The sequence below is a fragment of the Pseudomonas sp. R43(2017) genome, from assembly GCF_002112345.1.
Classification (GTDB): domain Bacteria; phylum Pseudomonadota; class Gammaproteobacteria; order Pseudomonadales; family Pseudomonadaceae; genus Aquipseudomonas; species Aquipseudomonas kribbensis.
Genome location: NZ_NEHJ01000003.1, coordinates 693,310 through 712,471, shown reverse-complemented (window position 1 = coordinate 712,471; position 19,162 = coordinate 693,310). Strand labels below are relative to the sequence as shown.

The window sequence follows — 19,162 nt, the reverse complement described above, 5'->3', positions numbered from 1 at the left end:
CTGCGTGCGAGTTCCTGACCGCATGGTCAACAAATTCGCGTATGCCTCAAAGGGCCGCTGCCACCCCCTCATAGGGTCCGGCCCTGGAAATAACAATAAAACTCTTGAGGAGTACTCGCTGTGGAAAGCCGCAAATCCGAAGCATCGACGCTGGAACTCTCGCCGCCGTTACGCAATGGCCTGCTGGAGCGCCTCTTTAAACTCAGCTTGCATGGCACCACGGTGAAGACCGAGCTGATCGCCGGTCTGACAACCTTTATCACCATGGCCTACATCATCTTCGTCAACCCGAACATCATGGCCGATGCCGGGATCGACCACGGTGCGGCCTTCGTCGCCACCTGTATCGCCGCCGCGCTGGGCTGCCTGCTGATGGGTCTGTACGCCAACTGGCCGGTAGGCCTGGCGCCGGGCATGGGCCTCAACGCATTCTTTACCTACACCGTGGTCGGCACCATGGGCTACAACTGGGAAACCGCCCTCGGTGCGGTGTTCGTCTCGGGCGTGCTGTTCATGATCCTGACCTTTTCGCGGATTCGCGAATGGCTGCTCAACAGCATCCCGGTCAGCCTGCGCTTTGCGATGGGCGCCGGTGTGGGTCTGTTCCTCGGGCTGATCGGCCTGAAAACCGCCGGCATCGTCGTCGACAGCCCGGCCACGCTGATCAAGCTTGGCTCGCTGCGTGAACCCGGCCCTCTTCTCGCCGCCATCTGCTTCCTGATGATCGCGATACTCAGCTACCACAAGGTGTTCGGCGCGATCCTCATCAGCATCATTACCGTGACCCTGGCTGGCTGGGGCATCGGTCTGGTGCACTACGAGGGGATCATGTCCGCCCCGCCAAGCCTGGCGCCGACCTTCATGGCCATGAACGTCGCCGGCGTGTTCAACGTCAGCATGATCAGCGTGGTGCTCGCCTTCCTTTTCGTTCACATGTTCGACACCGCCGGCACCCTGATGGGCGTTGCCCAGCGCGCCAATCTGGTGGGCGCTGACGGCCGCATCGAAAACCTCTCTCGCGCCATGAAAGCCGACTCCGCCTCCAGCGTATTCGGTGCAGTGGTCGGCGTACCGCCGGTCACCAGCTACGTGGAAAGTGCCGCCGGTGTAGCCGCTGGTGGTCGGACTGGTCTTACCGCAGTGACCGTAGGTGTGCTATTTATAGCCGCGATGTTCTTTGCCCCGCTGGCCGGCATGATTCCCGCGTATGCCACTGCCGGCGCGCTGATTTATGTAGCGATGCTGATGATGGGCGGCATGGCGCACATCGAATGGGACGAAGCGACCGACAGCATTCCGGCCATCGTCACCGCGATCATGATGCCACTGACCTTCTCGGTCGCCGACGGCATCGCGCTGGGCTTCATTACCTATGTCGCGCTGAAGGCCGGCACCGGTAAGTACAAAGAGATTTCGGTCAGCCTGTGGGTGCTCTGCGCGATCTTCATCGCCAAGTTCATCTTCCTGTAAGCGACACGCGGTTCGAGCGTCAAAACAGCCTCACCCTTGCGGGTGGGGCTTTTGCACATTCTTGATAACGATAAAAAGGAGAAAGTGATGAGTCTGGAAACCTGGCTGCTGTTCAGCGGCGCTGCGCTGGTGGTGATCCTGATTCCGGGGCCACTGTCGTTGCTGATGATCAGCAACAGTCTGAATTACGGATTGCGTCGTTCTTACCCGGCGTTTCTCGGTGGCGTGAGTGCGTCGATCTGCCTGCTCAGCGCTTCGGCACTGGGGTTGGGCGCCCTGCTGCTGGCGTCGGAAAAACTCTTCAGCGTGCTGAAGATCGTCGGTGCGATGTACCTGTTCTACCTCGCCTGGCAGAGCTGGCAGCAATCGCGTCAGCCTTCGGTTGGCGCTGAAGTGCCGCAGGCGGCACCGGTCCCACGCTTTCGCGCACTCTTCGGACGTGCATTCATGCTGGGCGCCAGCAATCCGAAAGACATCCTGTTCTTCGCCGCATTTCTGCCGCAGTTCCTCAGCGCCGAACAACCGTTTCTGCCTCAACTGCTGGTGATGATCGCGACCTGGACCGTGCTTGATCTGCTGTGCAAATTGACCTACGGCCTCGGCGCCCACGGTGCCGCGCGCTACCTGCGCAGCGGCAAGGGCCAGAGCTGGTTCAACCGCATCAGTGCCGGATTGTTTGGCGGCGCAGGCGCAGCCTCATTATTGAGCAGTCACTGAGGCCATCGAGAGTCGCCAATACCCGGCAACATTTCGCCTGACAAATAGATATATGTACCGCACTTCGCAGCGTTGATTCACCGAACATCCGGCCTCTTCTGGCCAGATCAACGTGAATCGACCTTGCGAGTGAAATCCCCATGAGCCCCAAACGCCCGATAAAACCCGGTACTTCAACCACCTCCCCCGAAACGCCTTTCACCCTTCCCGACATCGGGCCTCCGACACTCCACAGGTTGCCGCTGAACATCGCGCCCCACGGCGAAGACCGAGTATCTGTCGATCACCCGAGGACGTCGATTCAATCAAGCGCCTCCCGGCATGCCCCTCTGGAGATCGTCGACCTTCCGCCCGAGACCCATATCACCCCTGTCGTGGCCCATGCGCCGATCGAGCACTTTTTCCTTGCGCCCAGTCAGCTATCCAGGCTTCCGGCGCCGAACGCGCTTTCCGGCATTCGGGAACTCGGGACGCAGAGGCACTTCGTGGATCTTCAGGAGGGGGGAACCGTGTTGCTGGGCATTGATTCGGACAACCATTTCCGAGCCAGATTGAACAGCGACTTCAGACCTTCCGGTCCACGTGTCGAGCGGGTGGAAGGCACCCTCACCTGGCGCGTGAAACCCACTGACGAGGGTGCCGGGGGCAGCGATTCCAGATTGACGCTCAAGCGCCTGCGAAATCCGGATGATGATCCGCAAGAAGTTGTCGCGCCCAAACGTTCTTCCACCTCAACGGGTGATGAATGGTCCGATCCCTGGAAAAAATGGGAAGCGCCCCGCCTGCAGGCAGCGGTCGACAGCATTGAAGTCGATGGCACCCGGTTTCTGCTGGTGCCGCGTGGCAGCGATCCGGACCACCCGATCGTCTACATCAAGAACCCGGAGCACTGGGTATACGATTTCGATTACATGGAGCGCATCCTCGGCACAGACCTGATGCAGCAACCCAGAGGTGCGATCCGCGTGCCGCCTGCCAATCAGTGGGAGGTTGATCCGAACCTGCCCTTTCAACACCCTCTGAAGCAATACATCACCACTTTTTTTCCGCAGTTGTCGGAAGTCTCGGTGAACAAGGTGGCCAGGCACCAATTCAGCCTGGCCAACCACGGAAACATGGCAACCGGGGTCGGCCTGACCCGGCTCAGGCAAACGTTCAATGACTTGAGGCGCGGTAACAGCACACCCCACGCGCCACTGGCCGATCCGTTGCTGATGCTACCGACGCTGACTACCTCCAGCAGCGGACCAGGATCGAGCCGCACCCTGGAATTGCCACCCCTGACGCCGGAGGGTTCCCTGCAACGACTGGACTTCGATCTGACAAGGCAAGAATGGGATTACTTCAAAACGACGCAGTCAGGCACCGATATCAAACGACTCATGGCCAACCTCCTGAACCGTCAGGGATACGATGTTTTCATGACAACGCCTTCAGCTACTTTTCCGGCCCTGGTGTTTCGTCGGGAGAATCATCCCTTTGTCTTTTTCATCAGCCTGCATCGCGTCAGGGGCAAGAAAATTCATCAGCCCCTGAGCTCCGGCCCTGATGCCAGCGACGCCCGGTTGAACACTCAGGTCGGATACCCGGCATTGCAGGAAATGCTCCAGGCGCATGCTGAAAACCGACTGGTGTGGCTCAAGGGTGGATCTCAGATTCATGCTTCGCAACCGGACAGTATTTTCATCGTCAGGGATGATGAGTCGAGGCTCGCAACCCTTGCCGACCTGTAATCCGGAACGCTTTTGGCGAGACGAAAAAAAGCCCGCAGTGTGAGCGGGCGAAAGACCAAAGAAGCTATATGCGCAGTCGCTTCCCGGTGGAGGCAGCTGCTTGGGGGTCAGCTGCCCCGGTACGTGGAATAGCTGTAAGGCGAGATCAGCAACGGTACGTGGTAGTGATCCTGTTCGGCAGAAATGCCGAACCGCAGCACCACCACGTCCAGGAATGCCGGCTCCGGCAACTGGACACCACGGGCGCGGTAGTAATCGCCGGCGTGGAACTGAACCTGATAGACACCGGTGCGGTAGTCATCGCCTTGCAGCAGCGGCGCATCGACCCGGCCATCGCTGTTGGTAAGCGCACTGGCGACCAATTCCAGGTGCGAACCTTCAACGCGGTACAGCTCGACCTTGATCGAGCTGCCCGGGCAACCGTGTGCAGCGTCCAAAACGTGTGTTGTCAAACGTCCCATTGATTCTGCGCGCCTGCCTGCGTGGAGCAGTCAGACTTCGCGCCTCCCGAAGTCAGTTGAAAAGGAGACCGCACCGTTTCGGAGCACGAAAAGCTGCGGCGAGCGACTGATTAAGACACTTTTCAAAAAAATTGTACACAATAAAAACGACATTTTTCCGTTCACCTCCGCCATCCCGCGATTTCCCGGGGATCTGCCCGAGAAGCAAGCATTCATTGAACCCCTGAACCATTAGCTGACTGGTCAGGCAGGTTTCTTGCAGGTTCACGCCGTTAACAGCAAAAGATGACAGCCGGTGAAAAATGCGAAAATTCAGGCTTACAAATTGAGAATAAAGTTGTATACAATCAGCCCATCGCTGTGACGCCAGCCTGCCATCCAAACTTCAGGGCGCCACACAATCTGTCAACGAATAAGAAGGAAGACTGCAGTGAGCGCTGACTACCCACGCGACCTGATCGGTTACGGCAGTAACCCTCCTCACCCACACTGGCCGGGCAATGCCCGGATCGCCCTGTCGTTCGTGCTCAATTACGAAGAAGGCGGCGAGCGCAATATCCTGCACGGTGACAAAGAATCCGAAGCCTTCCTCTCTGAAATGGTTGCCGCACAACCGCTGCAAGGTGCGCGCAACATGAGCATGGAATCGCTTTACGAGTATGGCAGCCGTGCCGGCGTCTGGCGGATACTGAAACTGTTCAAGGAATTCGACATTCCGCTGACCATCTTCGCCGTGGCCATGGCCGCCCAGCGTCACCCGGACGTGATCCGTGCGATGGTCGAAGCCGGTCACGAGATCTGCAGCCACGGCTACCGCTGGATCGACTATCAGTACATGGACGAAGCCCAGGAACGCGAGCACATGCTCGAAGCGATCCGCATCCTCACCGAACTGACCGGCGAGCGCCCACTGGGCTGGTACACCGGCCGCACCGGCCCGAACACCCGTCGCCTGGTGATGGAAGAAGGCGGTTTCCTCTACGACTGCGATACCTACGACGACGACCTGCCCTACTGGGAACCGAACAACCCGACCGGCAAGCCGCACCTGGTGATCCCGTACACCCTGGACACCAACGACATGCGCTTCACCCAGGTCCAGGGTTTCAACAAGGGCGACGATTTCTTCGAATACCTCAAAGACGCGTTCGACGTGCTCTACGCCGAAGGCGCCGAAGCACCGAAGATGCTGTCGATCGGCCTGCACTGCCGTCTGGTGGGCCGTCCGGCGCGTCTGGCTTCGCTCAAACGCTTTATCGAATACGCTAAAAGTCATGAACAGGTGTGGTTCAGCCGCCGCGTCGACATCGCCCGTCACTGGCACGAAACCCACCCGTACCAAGGGGCTGCCAAATGAGCACCTTTCAAACCCTGAAACCGTCGACCCTGAGCCGCGACGCCTTCGTCAAAGCCTTCGCCGACATCTACGAACATTCGCCGTGGGTGGCCGAGAAGGCCTTCGACCTGGGCCAGGACGCGTCGATCGACCAGATCGAAACCCTGCACCAGCGCATGAGCGACATCCTGTTGAGCGCCGATCACGCCAGTCAGCTGGCACTGATCAACGCTCACCCGGACCTGGCCGGCAAAGCTGCCGTCCAGGGCCAGTTGACCGAAGCCAGCACCAATGAACAGGCTGGCGCCGGTATTCACCAATGCACGGCCGAAGAGTTTTCTCGCTTCACCGAGCTGAACGACGCCTACAAGGCCAAGTTCAAGTTTCCCTTCATCATGGCGGTAAAAGGCAGCAACCGGCATCAGATCCTCGCGGCGTTCGAAACGCGCATTCACAACCCGGTCGACACCGAGTTCAAATGCGCGCTGGCGGAGATCAACAAGATTGCCCTGTTCCGTTTACTGACTCTTTAGCAAGCCTGGCCCGAGCGTGTCAGACGCGGAGAACGCCCAGGGCCTCGCAAGCATCCCCAGCCACTTATTTAAAGGCAGACAAGAAGAATGAAAGCTTACGCCGTACCTTTCGAGAAGTTCGTCAACCTGGCCGATGCCCGTCTGGGCACCAAAATCATCTCGGTCACCGATGACTGGTTCGCAGACGCCAATCGTCTGTTTCAGCCGACCCCGGCCGTGTGGAAGGAGGGCGTGTTCGACGACAACGGCAAGTGGATGGACGGCTGGGAATCGCGCCGCAAGCGCTTCGAAGGCTACGACAGCGCGGTAATCCGCCTGGGCGTACCGGGTTCGATCAAAGGCGTGGACATCGACACTTCATTCTTCACCGGCAACTTCCCGCCATCGGCCTCGCTGGAAGCCTGCTTCCTGGCCTCGGGCGAGCCGGACGAAAACACCCAGTGGACCGAAGTGCTGTCGGCCGTCGAGTTGCAAGGCAACAGCCACCACTACCACGAAATCAGCAACGACAAGGCATTCAGCCACCTGCGCTTCAACATCTACCCGGACGGCGGCGTGGCCCGTCTGCGCGTGTACGGCATTCCGTTCCGCGACTGGTCGGCGGTTGGCGACAACGAGCAAGTCGACCTGGCAGCAGCCCTCAACGGTGGCCGCGCCCTCGCCTGCTCCGACGAACACTTCGGCCGTATGAGCAACATCCTCAACCCGGGCCGTGGCATCAACATGGGCGACGGCTGGGAAACCGCACGTCGTCGCACGCCTGGCAATGACTGGGTGATCGTCGCACTGGGTCACCCGGGCGAGATCGAGAAAATCGTCGTCGACACCCTGCACTTCAAGGGCAACTACCCGGACAGCTGCTCGATCCAGGGCGCGTTCGTAAAAGGCGGCACCGACAGCCAGATCGAAACCCAGTCGCTGTTCTGGCGCGAATTGCTGCCGAGCCAGAAGCTGGAAATGCACGCCGAACACACCTTCGTCGAGCAGATCAAGGCACTGGGCCCGATCACCCACATCCGTCTGAACGTGTTCCCGGATGGTGGTGTGAGCCGCCTGCGCCTGTTCGGCAAGGTAGCGAAGTAAGCGGCGCGACCATTCGCGAGCAAGCTCGCTCCTACATTGATCGCAATTCCTGTGGGAGCGAGCTTGCTCGCGAAAGCGTCAGATCAAACAACACAGAATTTTGGATAAGAAGAACAGCATGCGCACATTGACGATTGAACCGCTGACCAAAGAAGCCTTCGCCCCATTCGGTGACGTGATCGAAACCGACGGCAGCGATCACTTCATGATCAACAACGGTTCGACCATGCGCTTCCACAAACTGGCGACGGTCGAAACCGCTACGCCCGAGGACAACGCGATCATCAGCATCTTCCGCGCCGACGCGCAGGACATGCCGCTGACCGTGAGCATGCTGGAACGCCATCCGCTGGGCAGCCAGGCTTTCATTCCGCTGCTCGGCAACCCCTTTCTGATCGTGGTCGCGCCACTTGGCGATGTACCTGTATCAGGCTTGGTCCGCGCCTTCGTCACCAACGGCAGGCAGGGCATCAATTACCATCGCGGCGTCTGGCACCACCCGGTGCTGACGATCGAAAAGCGGGATGACTTCCTGGTGGTTGATCGCAGTGGCACAGGCAATAACTGCGATGAGCATTTTTTCAAAGAGGATGAGCGTTTGATCCTCGCCCCCCACCAATAAGAGAAGGTCCGATCACTCGACAACAAGAGTGACGGGCGAGAGGTAAAGACTGTGGAAGCACATCTGTTGGAATGGCTGAACCTGAGCGTGCGCTGGGTTCACATGATCACTGGCGTGGCCTGGATCGGCGCGTCGTTCTACTTCGTCTGGCTGGAGAACAACCTCAACCGCGTCAACCCGAAAACCGGTCTTGCCGGTGATCTGTGGGCGATCCACGGCGGCGGTATCTATCACCTGGAAAAATACAAACTGGCCCCTCCGTCGATGCCGGAGAACCTGCACTGGTTCAAGTGGGAAGCCTATTTCACCTGGATGTCGGGGATCGCGCTGCTCTGCGTGGTGTTCTACTCCAACCCCGTGCTTTACCTCGTGGCACCCGGCAGCGGCCTGACCGGCCCTGAAGGCGTGGCCATCGGCATCGGTTCGCTGATCGCCGGCTGGTTCATCTACGACTTCCTCTGCGATTCGCCCCTCGGCAAGAAACCTGCCCTGCTCGGCTTCATCCTGTTCGTGCTGATCATTGGCGCGGCGTTTGGCTTCAGCAAGGTGTTCAGCGGTCGTGGTGCGTACCTGCACGTCGGCGCGATCATCGGCACCATCATGGTCGGCAACGTGTTCCGCATCATCATGCCGGCACAGCGCGCACTGGTGGCCGCGATCGCCGAGAACCGCACGCCGGATCCGGCGCTGCCGGCCAAAGGCCTGCTGCGTTCGCGTCACAACAACTACTTCACCCTGCCGGTGCTGTTCATCATGATCAGCAACCACTTCCCGAGCACTTACGGCAGCCAGTACAACTGGCTGATCCTGGCCGGGATCGCAGTGTTGGCGGTGTTGGTGCGTCACTACTTCAACACCCGTCACGACAGCCACAAGTTCGCCTGGACCCTGCCGGTGGCAGCGGTGGGCATGATCACCCTGGCGTACGTCACCGGCCCTGCGCCGATGCCGACCGCGCCGGACGTGGCCAAGGCTCCAGCGAAAATCGAGTACCAGCCACTGCCGGAAACGGCCCTGGGTGGTGGCGCGAAACCGGCTGAAGCGGCACAACCGGCCGCACCTGCTGCACCGGCCGCTGCTCCGGCTCAGGCATCCAACGCCGGTCCTGCGTTCGACAAGGTGCACAACGTGATCCAGGAACGCTGCGCGGTCTGCCATTCGGCCAAACCGACCAGCCCGCTGTTCAGCGCTGCCCCGGCCGGTGTGATGTTCGACACCCCCGAGCAGATCCGCCAGAACGCGGCGCGGATCCAGGCGCAAGCCATCACCACGCAGATCATGCCACTGGGCAACATCACACAGATGACCCAGCAGGAACGTGACCTGATCGGTGCATGGATCGCCCAGGGAGCCCAGACCAACTAAGCAGTAAAAGCATCGCTGGCAAGCCAGCTCCCACAGGGTTTTGCACTGCCTGTGTGGGAGCTGGCTTGCCGGCGAATTGCCGCAACGCGGTTTACCTGATGCAAAGAAACAGCTGTGAGCAACCCGGCAGCTGTTCAATCACAAGAATAAAAAAGATCCGAGGTGTTGCATGTCCGAGCTGTCCAAAGCGCGCATCCCCGACGCACCCGCCATTCAGCGTTTGCCCCTTTTGCAACTGATCCTGGTCGGTTTGCAACATGTTCTGCTGATGTACGGCGGCGCCATCGCGGTACCGCTGATCATCGGACAGGCCGCTGGCCTGAGTCGTGAAGAAATCGCCTTCCTGATCAACGCCGACCTGCTGGTCGCCGGCATCGCCACCATCGTGCAATCCCTGGGGATCGGCCCGATGGGCATTCGCATGCCGGTGATGATGGGCGCCAGTTTCGCCGCCGTCGGCAGCATGGTCGCCATGGCCGGCATGCCCGGCATCGGTCTGCAGGGAATCTTCGGTGCGACCATCGCCGCCGGGTTCTTCGGCATGATCATCGCGCCGTTCATGTCCAAGGTCGTGCGCTTCTTTCCTCCTCTGGTGACCGGCACGGTCATCACCTCGATCGGTCTGTCGCTGTTCCCCGTGGCCGTGAACTGGGCCGGTGGCGGCGCTGGCGCCGCCCAATTCGGTTCACCGATTTATCTGGCCATCGCCGCTTTGGTGCTGGCGACCATTCTGCTGATCCACCGCTTCATGCGCGGTTTCTGGGTCAACATTTCCGTGCTGATCGGCATGTGCCTGGGCTACGTGCTCTGCGGCGCCATCGGCATGGTCGACCTGAGCGGCATGGCCAACGCGCCATGGGTTCAGTTCGTTACCCCGCTGCATTTCGGCATGCCGAAGTTCGAACTGGCGCCGATCCTGTCGATGTGTCTGGTGGTGGTGATCATCTTTGTCGAGTCCACCGGGATGTTCCTCGCGCTGGGCAAGATCACCGGCCAGGAAGTCTGCCCGCGCATGCTGCGTCGCGGCTTGCTGTGTGATGCCGGCGCATCGTTCGTTGCCGGTTTCTTCAACACCTTCACCCACTCCTCCTTCGCGCAGAACATCGGTCTGGTGCAGATGACCGGCGTGCGCTGCCGCTCGGTGACCATCGTTGCCGGCGGTCTGCTGATCGTCCTCAGCCTGCTGCCGAAAGCGGCGTTCCTGGTGGCATCGATTCCGCCGGCGGTACTCGGTGGTGCGGCGATTGCGATGTTCGGCATGGTCGCGGCCACCGGCATCAAAATTCTGCAGGAAGCCGACATCGGTGACCGACGCAATCAACTGCTGGTGGCGGTGAGCATCGGCATGGGCCTGATCCCGGTTGTGCGTCCGGAATTTTTCGCCCACCTGCCGTTGTGGATGAGCCCGATCACCCACAGCGGGATCGCCATGGCCACCCTCAGCGCACTGACGCTGAACCTGTTGTTCAACATCCTGGGCGGCGCCGAGCGCGCGGCCATCAACGACTGTCACGCACACCCGCACTGATCCGAAGAGTAAAAAAGGGGGCTCGCCCAAGCCTGCCCCCTCGCGACAGCTTTGCCTCAAACAATAAAAACAAGAGGGAGCAACAGATGATCCGGACTCAAACCAACGTGTTGTTGAGCGGCGGCCTGCTGGCCGCATCACAAGCCATGGCCGGCGATTTATTGCTGTGGCAGACCAACAGCCTGAGCTACCTGTACGGCAAGAACTTTGCGATCAACCCGTCGATCCAGCAGACGGTGACGTTCGAGCATGCCGACAAGTGGAAGTACGGCGACAACTTCCTGTTCGTCGACAAGATCTTCTACAACGGCCAGGAAGACCGCAACAAAGGCCCGCACACCTACTACGGCGAATTCACCCCACGCTTCTCGTTCGGCAAGATCTTCGACCAGAAGATCGAATTCGGCCCGATCAAGGACGTGCTGCTGGCAATGACCTACGAGTACGGCGAAGGCGAGAGCGAGGCCTATCTGATCGGCCCCGGTTTCGACCTGAAAGTGCCAGGCTTCAACTACGTCACCCTGAACATCTTCCGCCGCCAGACCGAAGGCCCGCGCCCAGGCGATGGCGTCTGGCAGATCACCCCGGGCTGGTCCTACAGCTTTCCGCTGGGCAATTCCGACGTGCTGATCGACGGCTATCTCGACTGGGTTGTCGACAACGACGAGAACTCCCGCGGCACCTATCACGCCAACCTGCACATCAACCCGCAGATCAAATACGACCTGGGCAAAGCCCTCGGTTGGCGCCAGAAGCAGCTGTATGTCGGCACCGAATACAGCTACTGGAAGAACAAATACGGGGTCGAAAGCAGCCACAACCTCGACACCAATCAGAACACCGCCAGCCTGCTGGTGAAGGTGCACTTCTAAGATGACCCGCAACCGTGCCGCCTACCTGTCGTCGGTGCTCTGTTGCGGGGCACTTGAGGCCTGGCCGTTGAGTCAGTATTCTCCGCGGCCTCCTGAATTCGGTCTAAAAAAAAGCCCGGATTTAATTCCTGACCGACGGGCCAACTTATCCCGGCCCCGGTCAGTATCGAGGCGTCCCGAAAACACGCTCAATCGACTGTTTTTCAGCAGCCGACGGGCGTTTTTTTGCTTTTCGAAAAGCCTTGGCTCAGCTCTTGCTAACAGCATTAAAGCTGACCGAATGGATGATTTTTGCGGTAACGAAAAAAGGCGCCACACCAGAGCGCCGACTCAAAAAAATAAACGTGGAATACCTACTTTGGGAGCAACCGAATGAAACGTATGAGCACCAGCCTGATGCTTGCGGGAACCATGCTGGCGGGGGGCCAGGCCATGGCCGACGGCCTGCTGCAATGGCAGAACAACAGCCTGACCTACCTGTACGGCAAGGACTTCAAGGTCAACCCGGCCATCCAGCAGACCGTCACCTTCGAGCACGCCGATGCGTGGAAGTACGGCGACAACTTCCTGTTCGTCGACAAGATTTTCTACAACGGCAAGCCTGACGGCGGCGTCGGCAACAACACCTATTACGGTGAGTTCCAGCCACGTATCTCGCTGGGCAAGGTGCTCGACCAGAAGATCGAATTCGGCCCGATCAAAGACGTGCTGCTGGCCATGACCTACGAGTTCGGCGAAGGCGACGTCGAGTCCTACCTGATCGGTCCAGGCTTCGACCTGGCGATTCCGGGCTTCGACTACTTCCAGCTGAACTTCTACCAGCGTCACACCGAAGGTTCGCGTCCGGGTGACAACGTCTGGCAGATCACCCCGGTCTGGTCCTACACCATTCCGGTCGGCAACTCGAACGTGCTGATCGACGGCTACATGGACTGGGTGGTCGACAACGACGTCAACAGCAAAGGCGAATACCACGCCAACCTGCACTTCAACCCGCAGGTTAAATACGACTTGGGCAAGGCGCTGAATTTCGGCGAGAAGCAGCTGTACGTCGGTGTGGAATACGACTACTGGAAAGACAAGTACGGGATCGACGACACCCGTGCCTTCACCACCAATCAGAACGTGACCAGCTTCCTGGTGAAGTTCCACTTCTGATCCGGCGGCGTCCTCACGGACGCCATCGCGAGCAGGCTCGCTCCCACATTGGTTTTGTGCACGACACAAATCCCTGTGGGAGCGAGCCTGCTGGCGATTGCTGTACCACTGATTTCAGGCCGGAACCACCGCCTCGCCAATCCCGAGAAACCGGCACAGCTCATCGCGCTTGGCCAGTGCATCGCGCCGTCCAAGGTCGATCAGTTCACTGCAATACCCCGCCTCGAACAGCAAATAACTCAACACCCCTGCCCCGCTCGTTTTGGTCGCCCCCGGCCCACGCAAGAACAGCCGCAATGCCGCCGGCAGTTCCTGACGATGCCGCGCCGCGATTTCATCGATCGGCTGACTTGGCGAGATCACCAGCACGTCCACCGGCGCCACACCCAGCGTGCGTATCGGCGTGCCTTCGGGCATCAGATGGCTGAACTGGTTCAGACGCTGGAGCAGCTCGATATCGCTTTCCAGGCTGTCAATGAAGGTGCTGTTGAGCATGTGCCCGCCGATCTGCGCCAGCGTCGGCTGCTGACCGGTGTAGGTGCGTTCCAGCGGCTGTGCCGGGTCGAACCCGCGCGGGTTGCCGCTGACGCCCACCACCAGCACCCGGCTCGCACCCAGGTGCAGCGCCGGGCTGATCGGCGCCGACTGCCGCACCGCGCCATCGCCAAAGTATTCCTCGCCGATTTTCACCGGCGCGAACAACAACGGGATCGCCGAACTGGCGAGCAAGTGCTCCACGGTCAATTGCGTCGGCACGCCAATGCGCCGATGGCGCAGCCAGGCATCGATGCTGCCGCCGCCCTGATAGAAGGTCACAGCTTGTCCGGATTCGTAGCCGAACGCGGTCACCGCCACCGCATGCAATTGCTTGCGGGCGATGGATTCGGCGATGCCGGGCATGTGCAGTTTTTCATCGAGCAAATGCCGTAGCGGCGAGCTGTTGAGCAGCGCCACCGGCAGGTGCCGGCCCATGCCCAGCAGGCTGTGACTGACGAAACGGCTGGCCTGGCGGATCACTCCCGGCCAGTCGCTGCGCAGCACGCGATGGCTGCGAAAGCCCTGCCAGAACAGGGTCAGGCGTTCGATGGCGGCACGAAAGTCCGTGGCGCCGCTGGCGAGGCTGACTGCGTTGATCGCCCCGGCCGACGTGCCGACGATCACCGGGAACGGATTGTCCGCGCCCAGCGGCAGCAATTCGGCAATCGCCGCCAGCACCCCCACCTGATACGCCGCCCGAGCCCCGCCGCCGGAAAGAATCAAACCTGTGACCGGTTCAGCTGGGCTCATCGCAACGCTCCGTGGTGCTTATGGGATGGGGTGAATCAACGACGTTTGGCGTACAGCTTCGGCTCGCCCGGCGGACGGCTCTTGAAGCGCCGGTGCGCCCACAGGTATTGCTCGGGACAATCGCGCAACACACCTTCGACCCACTGATTGATGCGGATGCAATCGGCTTCTTCGGTCTCCCCCGGGAAACCTTCCAGCGGCGGATGGATCACCAGACGATAGCCGCTGCCGTCCGCCAGACGCTCCTGAGTGAACGGCACCACCAGCGCCTTGCCCAGCCGGGCGAACTTGCTGGTGGCAGTGACCGTCGCGGCCTGAATGCCGAACAGCGGCACGAAGATGCTTTGTTTGGCGCCGTAGTCCTGATCCGGCGCGTACCAGATCGCGCGCCCGGAACGCAGCAGCTTGAGCATGCCGCGCACGTCGTCGCGCTCCACTGCCAGCGAATCGAGATTGTGCCGCTCGCGGCCCTGACGCTGGATGAAATCGAACAGCGGGTTCTTGTGCTCGCGGTACATGCCGTCGATGGTGTGCTGCTGGCCGAGCAGCGCCGCGCCGATTTCCAGGGTGGTGAAATGCACCGCCATCAGAATCACGCCCTTGCCTTCGCGCTGGGCCTTCTGCAGATGCTCGAGACCTTCGACATGGGCCAGTTTTGCCAGACGCTGACGAGACCACCACCAGCTCATCGCCATTTCAAAGAACGCGATGCCGGTAGAGGCGAAGTTTTCCTTGAGCAGACGTTTGCGCTCGGCGGCGGACTTTTCCGGGAAACACAGTTCCAGATTGCGCTTGGCAATGCGCCGCCGGTCGCCGGCGAAGCGATACATCAGGGCGCCGAGAAAACGACCGATGGCCAGCAATGCCGGATAGGGCAACTGCACCGTCAGCCACAACAGCCCCAGACCGCACCAGAGCGGCCAGAAGCGTGGAGCAAGAAATGCTTTTCGAAAACGCGGGCGATCCATTAAAGCTTCCGTAAATAAGTGGCCGCGCATTCTACATCGTTCAGCCCGGCTTGCGGCTGGCGGGCGTTCTCGTTATAAGTCTCGGCACTTTTAGTGACAAGCCGTTGTATGCCGACATGAGCCAAAACGAATCGCCAGACCAAGATCCCGTGTTCCAGTTGAAGGGCAGCATGCTCGCCATCACGGTGCTCGAGCTGTCCCGTAACGACCTGGACAGCCTCGATCGGCAACTGGCCGCCAAAGTCGCCCAGGCACCGAACTTCTTCAGCAACGCGCCGCTGGTCCTGGCGCTGGACAAGCTGCCGCCGAGCGAAGGCGCGGTCGATCTGCCGGGCCTGATGCGCGTGTGTCGCCAGCACGGCCTGCGCACCCTGGCGATCCGCGCCAGCCGCATCGAAGATATCGCCGCCGCCATCGCCATCGACATCCCGGTACTGCCGCCGTCCGGCGCCCGTGAACGGCCGCTGGAAACCGCCGAACCCGTTGCACCGAAGAAGCCGGAAAAGCCGCCGGAGCCGACCGTCAAACCGACCCGCGTCATCACCACGCCAGTACGTGGTGGCCAACAGATATATGCGCAAGGTGGCGATCTGGTGGTGGTGTCCTCGGTCAGTCCGGGGGCGGAACTTCTCGCCGATGGCAACATCCATGTATACGGCCCGATGCGCGGTCGTGCGCTGGCCGGGGTCAAGGGTGACACCAAAGCGCGGATTTTCTGTCAGCAATTGAGCGCTGAACTGATCTCCATCGCAGGCCATTACAAGGTTTCCGAAGACCTGCGTCGCGATCCGATGTGGGGTTCGGGCGTACAGGTCAGCCTGTCGGGCGACGTGTTGAACATCATTCGGCTTTAACGGATACTGCCGCATTTTCCAAGCATCTCTAAAACGTAGCGAAAACGGCTCAAACGAAGTAGGAAAAAGGCCAAAAGCCGAATTCCAGCCAAGGCTGTCCGACTGCAGTAGTTTTCAAGAGATGTTTTTCAGGGGCTGAACAGTCCTTCTTCCTTAGGGGTGAAACACCTTGGCCAAGATTCTCGTGGTTACATCCGGCAAGGGTGGTGTGGGTAAGACCACCACCAGCGCCGCTATCGGTACCGGCCTCGCTCTGCGCGGCCACAAAACAGTGATCGTCGACTTCGACGTGGGCTTGCGTAACCTCGACCTGATCATGGGTTGCGAGCGCCGCGTGGTGTATGACTTCGTCAACGTGGTCAACGGCGAAGCCAACCTGCAACAGGCCCTGATCAAAGACAAGCGCCTGGAAAACCTCTACGTGCTGGCCGCCAGCCAGACCCGCGACAAAGACGCGCTGACCCAGGAAGGCGTGGAAAAAGTCCTGATGGAGCTCAAGGAACAATTCGAGTTCGTCGTCTGCGACTCCCCGGCGGGCATCGAGAAAGGCGCCCACCTGGCCATGTACTTCGCTGACGAAGCGATCGTCGTGACCAACCCTGAAGTGTCCTCGGTACGTGACTCGGACCGCATGCTCGGCCTGCTGGCCAGCAAGTCCCGTCGCGCCGAACGCGGCGAGGAGCCGATCCAGGAACACCTGCTGATCACTCGCTACCACCCGGAGCGCGTCGAAAAAGGCGAAATGCTGGGCGTCGAAGACGTCAAGGAAATCCTCGCCGTACGCCTGCTGGGTGTCATTCCGGAATCCCAGGCCGTGCTCAAGGCTTCCAACCAGGGCGTCCCGGTTATCCTCGACGACCAGAGCGACGCCGGCCAGGCCTACAGCGATACCGTTGATCGCTTGCTGGGCAAGGAAAAAGAACACCGGTTCCTGAATGTCGAGAAGAAGGGATTCTTCGAGCGTCTGTTTGGAGGTAGGTAATGAACCTTTTTGACTTCTTTCGTGCCAACAAAAAGCCAAGTACCGCCTCGGTCGCGAAAGAGCGTCTACAGATCATCGTGGCGCATGAACGCGGCCAGCGCAGCACCCCTGACTACCTGCCATCCCTGCAAAAGGAACTGGTGGAAGTGATCCGCAAGTACGTCAACATCGGCAACGACGACGTACACGTGGCACTGGAAAGCCAGGGCAGCTGCTCGATTCTGGAACTCAACATCACCCTGCCAGATCGCTGAGTCGATCCGGCAGGAACGACGGCGGCTCAGGGCCCTTCCCCCACCGGAAGGGCCCTGAGCCGCCGTTGGCATTTGTTACGAGGCTGTTTTAATGCCGCTGTCCAACATCCACATCATCCATCAGGATGCCGCCGTACTGGTGGTGAACAAACCGACCCTGTTGCTCTCGGTGCCTGGCCGGGCCGACGACAACAAGGACTGCCTGATCACCCGCCTGCAGGAAAACGGCTACCCGGAAGCGCGTATCGTCCATCGTCTGGACTGGGAAACCTCCGGCATCATCCTGCTGGCCCGCGACGCCGACACCCACCGCGAACTGTCGCGGCAGTTCCACGACCGCGAAACCGAAAAGGCCTACACCGCCCTGGCCTGGGGCCAGCCGGAACTGGACAGCGGCAGCATCGACCTGCCCCTGCGCTACGACCCGCCAACCAAACCACGCCACGTCGTAGACCACGAATTCGGCAAACACGCCCTGACCTTCTGGCGCGTGCTGGAGCGTTGCGGCGACTGGTGCCGCGTCGAGCTGACGCCGATCACCGGCCGTTCGCACCAGTTGCGCGTGCACATGCTGTCCATCGGTCATCCGCTGCTCGGTGACGGGCTCTATGCTCACGAACAAGCCCTCGCCGCCTGGCCGCGTCTGTGCCTGCACGCCAGCATGCTCAGCTTCACCCACCCACAGTCCGGCGAACGCTTGCGCTTCGAATGCCCGGCTCCGTTTTAAGCACTGCCTGTCCGGCAGTCGCCTGTTTTAAAGGATTTTGTTCCGGATGAGTTGTACTGATTCCCTGGCAACACCCGTCAAGAAGACCCGTCACCAACTGCTTTACCTGATTTACGGCAACCAGGATGTTTACCGGCGCGAAGCCAAGTTCAGCATCCTGACCGCCCTGTCCCAGGCCAAGACCGGCAAACGCCCGGCGATCAGGATCCTCACTGACCGGCCGCAGGACTACGAAGGCTGGCCGGTCGATACCGTGCTGCTAGACGAACCGACACTGACTCGCTGGCAGGGCCACAACGGCTATCACCACCGACGCAAGGCCTGCGCCATCGCCGCCGGCCTGCAACTGGCCGAAAAGACCTTGTTCGTCGACACCGACACCCTGTTCACCAGCGACCCGAACCGCCTGTTCCCGCACATCACCCCCGAGCAATCGGTGATGGATCGCTTCGAATACGACTGGAAAGATGTCTTCGAGCGCGAAGATTACCTGAAGCTCGGTCGCGATCTCGGTGCCCATGGCGTCACCCCGGTAAACGGCTTCAAGCTCTACAACAGCGGGCTGTGCGGCGTGACCGATAGCGACGGGGCATTGTTCGAGGAGTCGATCCGCCTGATCGACGAATGGACGGCCGACGGTTTCGAGATCCATACCATCGAACAGGTCGCCCTGTCGTTCGCCATGCGCAAACGGCCGGTGGTCGAAGCCCGCAAGTACGTCTATCACTACTTTGCGGAAAAGCGCTTTTTCCACGCGATGCAGGCGTTTTTCTTCGCCCAGCACGGCGAGAAGTTCAGCCAGCGGCTGGTGGATCTGTGCAAGGACGTACCAAGGGTCAAACCGTTCCCGTCCGCGTGGCAGCGCCTGAAAATCAAATGGAAGCTGCGCAACCAGAAAGGCACCCTGCGCAAGGTCGGTCGCGATCTGCTGTACGGCAGCGCCGCCCCGGATCATCCGTACTACAGCGCCTGTCGCCATGAATGGTGGGAATGTGCCTCGCGGGAGATTCTTCGTTGGGACGAAAGCCGTCAGAAAAAGCTCCTGAACCAGAGCCGCTGGCCGCAACAACTGCCTCGCCCGGAAAAAACCGAAGACGAAAAAGTCATCATGTCCTACCTGAAAAAACGCGTGGCCGCCGCTCGTTGACGCGAGCGGTACATGTCATGTCCCAAGCATCAGGCCGATGCGTTAAACTCCCGCCCATTGCTGTC

Annotated in this window: 19 protein-coding genes; 16 read left to right on the top strand and 3 right to left on the bottom strand. The window is 60.3% G+C overall.

Annotation, left to right across the window (positions count from 1 at the left end):
* Positions 1–120 precede the first annotated feature (120 nt).
* From CAG02_RS11780 to CAG02_RS11770, 3 genes are all read left to right on the top strand, one after another.
* On the top strand, positions 121–1,470 hold the full coding sequence (locus CAG02_RS11780) for an NCS2 family permease (protein ID WP_085710637.1): 1,350 nt from the start codon (positions 121–123) through the stop codon (positions 1,468–1,470).
* Between the two features lie 87 nt (positions 1,471–1,557).
* Positions 1,558–2,187, top strand: a complete 630-nt coding sequence (locus CAG02_RS11775) for a LysE family translocator (RefSeq protein WP_085710636.1) — start codon at positions 1,558–1,560, stop codon at positions 2,185–2,187.
* A gap of 140 nt (positions 2,188–2,327) precedes the next feature.
* The gene (locus CAG02_RS11770) at positions 2,328–3,920 is read left to right on the top strand and encodes a hypothetical protein (protein WP_139831867.1); all 1,593 of its coding nucleotides are present in this window, start codon (positions 2,328–2,330) and stop codon (positions 3,918–3,920) included.
* Between the two features lie 107 nt (positions 3,921–4,027).
* Here CAG02_RS11770 and uraH read toward each other — a convergent pair whose 3' ends face one another.
* Complete coding sequence (gene uraH, locus CAG02_RS11765) at positions 4,028–4,381, bottom strand: hydroxyisourate hydrolase (RefSeq protein WP_011333195.1); 354 nt, start codon at positions 4,379–4,381, stop codon at positions 4,028–4,030.
* 430 nt (positions 4,382–4,811) lie between these two features.
* On the opposite strand from uraH, the gene puuE reads away from it, so the two are divergent.
* From puuE to CAG02_RS11725, 8 genes are all read left to right on the top strand, one after another.
* A complete protein-coding gene (gene puuE, locus CAG02_RS11760) occupies positions 4,812–5,738 on the top strand; it encodes an allantoinase PuuE (protein WP_007960032.1) in 927 nt (308 codons plus the stop codon).
* On the top strand, positions 5,735–6,250 hold the full coding sequence (gene uraD / locus CAG02_RS11755; RefSeq protein WP_085710634.1) for a 2-oxo-4-hydroxy-4-carboxy-5-ureidoimidazoline decarboxylase: 516 nt from the start codon (positions 5,735–5,737) through the stop codon (positions 6,248–6,250). The genes puuE and uraD overlap by 4 nt, the downstream gene beginning before the upstream one ends.
* 87 nt (positions 6,251–6,337) lie before the next feature.
* Positions 6,338–7,333: an allantoicase gene (gene alc / locus CAG02_RS11750; RefSeq protein WP_085710633.1), complete on the top strand. Its 996-nt coding sequence runs from the start codon at positions 6,338–6,340 to the stop codon at positions 7,331–7,333.
* A 118-nt stretch (positions 7,334–7,451) separates the two neighbouring features.
* Positions 7,452–7,955 (top strand): ureidoglycolate lyase, encoded by a 504-nt coding sequence (locus CAG02_RS11745; protein WP_027613342.1) that lies wholly within the window; start codon positions 7,452–7,454, stop codon positions 7,953–7,955.
* Positions 7,956–8,006: 51 nt separating this feature from the next.
* The gene (locus CAG02_RS11740; protein ID WP_085710632.1) at positions 8,007–9,320 is read left to right on the top strand and encodes a urate hydroxylase PuuD; all 1,314 of its coding nucleotides are present in this window, start codon (positions 8,007–8,009) and stop codon (positions 9,318–9,320) included.
* Positions 9,321–9,489: 169 nt separating this feature from the next.
* Positions 9,490–10,848 (top strand): nucleobase:cation symporter-2 family protein, encoded by a 1,359-nt coding sequence (locus tag CAG02_RS11735; protein WP_085608811.1) that lies wholly within the window; start codon positions 9,490–9,492, stop codon positions 10,846–10,848.
* 86 nt (positions 10,849–10,934) lie between these two features.
* Positions 10,935–11,720 carry an outer membrane protein OmpK gene (locus tag CAG02_RS11730; protein ID WP_085710631.1) on the top strand — a complete coding sequence of 262 codons (786 nt, stop codon included), beginning with the start codon at positions 10,935–10,937 and terminating at the stop codon, positions 11,718–11,720.
* A 372-nt stretch (positions 11,721–12,092) separates the two neighbouring features.
* Positions 12,093–12,878, top strand: a complete 786-nt coding sequence (locus CAG02_RS11725) for an outer membrane protein OmpK (protein WP_085710630.1) — start codon at positions 12,093–12,095, stop codon at positions 12,876–12,878.
* Positions 12,879–12,992: 114 nt separating this feature from the next.
* On the opposite strand, the gene CAG02_RS11720 is transcribed toward CAG02_RS11725, so the two are convergent.
* The gene (locus tag CAG02_RS11720) at positions 12,993–14,165 is read right to left on the bottom strand and encodes a patatin-like phospholipase family protein (protein WP_085710629.1); all 1,173 of its coding nucleotides are present in this window, start codon (positions 14,163–14,165) and stop codon (positions 12,993–12,995) included.
* A gap of 35 nt (positions 14,166–14,200) precedes the next feature.
* Positions 14,201–15,133: a lipid A biosynthesis lauroyl acyltransferase gene (locus CAG02_RS11715; protein WP_085710628.1), complete on the bottom strand. Its 933-nt coding sequence runs from the start codon at positions 15,131–15,133 to the stop codon at positions 14,201–14,203.
* 116 nt (positions 15,134–15,249) lie between these two features.
* Here CAG02_RS11715 and minC point away from each other — a divergent pair, with 116 nt between their 5' ends.
* The 5 genes from minC (at position 15,250) to CAG02_RS11690 (ending at position 19,097) form a co-directional block, all read left to right on the top strand.
* Positions 15,250–15,987 carry a septum site-determining protein MinC gene (minC, locus tag CAG02_RS11710; protein ID WP_085710676.1) on the top strand — a complete coding sequence of 246 codons (738 nt, stop codon included), beginning with the start codon at positions 15,250–15,252 and terminating at the stop codon, positions 15,985–15,987.
* A 169-nt stretch (positions 15,988–16,156) separates the two neighbouring features.
* Positions 16,157–16,969: a septum site-determining protein MinD gene (gene minD / locus CAG02_RS11705; protein WP_064378705.1), complete on the top strand. Its 813-nt coding sequence runs from the start codon at positions 16,157–16,159 to the stop codon at positions 16,967–16,969.
* Entirely contained in the window at positions 16,969–17,223 is a 255-nt protein-coding gene (gene minE / locus CAG02_RS11700; RefSeq protein WP_007960071.1) for a cell division topological specificity factor MinE, read from the top strand. The genes minD and minE overlap by 1 nt, the downstream gene beginning before the upstream one ends.
* Positions 17,224–17,314: 91 nt before the next feature.
* A complete protein-coding gene (locus tag CAG02_RS11695; protein ID WP_038367008.1) occupies positions 17,315–17,950 on the top strand; it encodes an RluA family pseudouridine synthase in 636 nt (211 codons plus the stop codon).
* Positions 17,951–17,996: 46 nt separating this feature from the next.
* The gene (locus CAG02_RS11690) at positions 17,997–19,097 is read left to right on the top strand and encodes a hypothetical protein (protein ID WP_085710627.1); all 1,101 of its coding nucleotides are present in this window, start codon (positions 17,997–17,999) and stop codon (positions 19,095–19,097) included.
* The last annotated feature ends 65 nt before the right edge of the window (positions 19,098–19,162 follow it).

What these genes read in the sequence shown, in the direction of transcription:
- CAG02_RS11775 (WP_085710636.1), top strand. Translation starts at nt 1,558, where the DNA reads ATGAGTCTGGAAACCTGGCTGCTGTTCAGCGGCGCTGCGCTGGTGGTG.
- CAG02_RS11770 (WP_139831867.1), top strand. Translation starts at nt 2,328, where the DNA reads ATGAGCCCCAAACGCCCGATAAAACCCGGTACTTCAACCACCTCCCCC.
- uraH (WP_011333195.1), bottom strand. Translation starts at nt 4,381, where the DNA reads ATGGGACGTTTGACAACACACGTTTTGGACGCTGCACACGGTTGCCCG.
- uraD (WP_085710634.1), top strand. Translation starts at nt 5,735, where the DNA reads ATGAGCACCTTTCAAACCCTGAAACCGTCGACCCTGAGCCGCGACGCC.
- alc (WP_085710633.1), top strand. Translation starts at nt 6,338, where the DNA reads ATGAAAGCTTACGCCGTACCTTTCGAGAAGTTCGTCAACCTGGCCGAT.
- CAG02_RS11745 (WP_027613342.1), top strand. Translation starts at nt 7,452, where the DNA reads ATGCGCACATTGACGATTGAACCGCTGACCAAAGAAGCCTTCGCCCCA.
- CAG02_RS11735 (WP_085608811.1), top strand. Translation starts at nt 9,490, where the DNA reads ATGTCCGAGCTGTCCAAAGCGCGCATCCCCGACGCACCCGCCATTCAG.
- CAG02_RS11730 (WP_085710631.1), top strand. Translation starts at nt 10,935, where the DNA reads ATGATCCGGACTCAAACCAACGTGTTGTTGAGCGGCGGCCTGCTGGCC.
- CAG02_RS11725 (WP_085710630.1), top strand. Translation starts at nt 12,093, where the DNA reads ATGAAACGTATGAGCACCAGCCTGATGCTTGCGGGAACCATGCTGGCG.
- CAG02_RS11720 (WP_085710629.1), bottom strand. Translation starts at nt 14,165, where the DNA reads ATGAGCCCAGCTGAACCGGTCACAGGTTTGATTCTTTCCGGCGGCGGG.
- CAG02_RS11715 (WP_085710628.1), bottom strand. Translation starts at nt 15,133, where the DNA reads ATGGATCGCCCGCGTTTTCGAAAAGCATTTCTTGCTCCACGCTTCTGG.
- minC (WP_085710676.1), top strand. Translation starts at nt 15,250, where the DNA reads ATGAGCCAAAACGAATCGCCAGACCAAGATCCCGTGTTCCAGTTGAAG.
- minE (WP_007960071.1), top strand. Translation starts at nt 16,969, where the DNA reads ATGAACCTTTTTGACTTCTTTCGTGCCAACAAAAAGCCAAGTACCGCC.
- CAG02_RS11695 (WP_038367008.1), top strand. Translation starts at nt 17,315, where the DNA reads ATGCCGCTGTCCAACATCCACATCATCCATCAGGATGCCGCCGTACTG.
- CAG02_RS11690 (WP_085710627.1), top strand. Translation starts at nt 17,997, where the DNA reads ATGAGTTGTACTGATTCCCTGGCAACACCCGTCAAGAAGACCCGTCAC.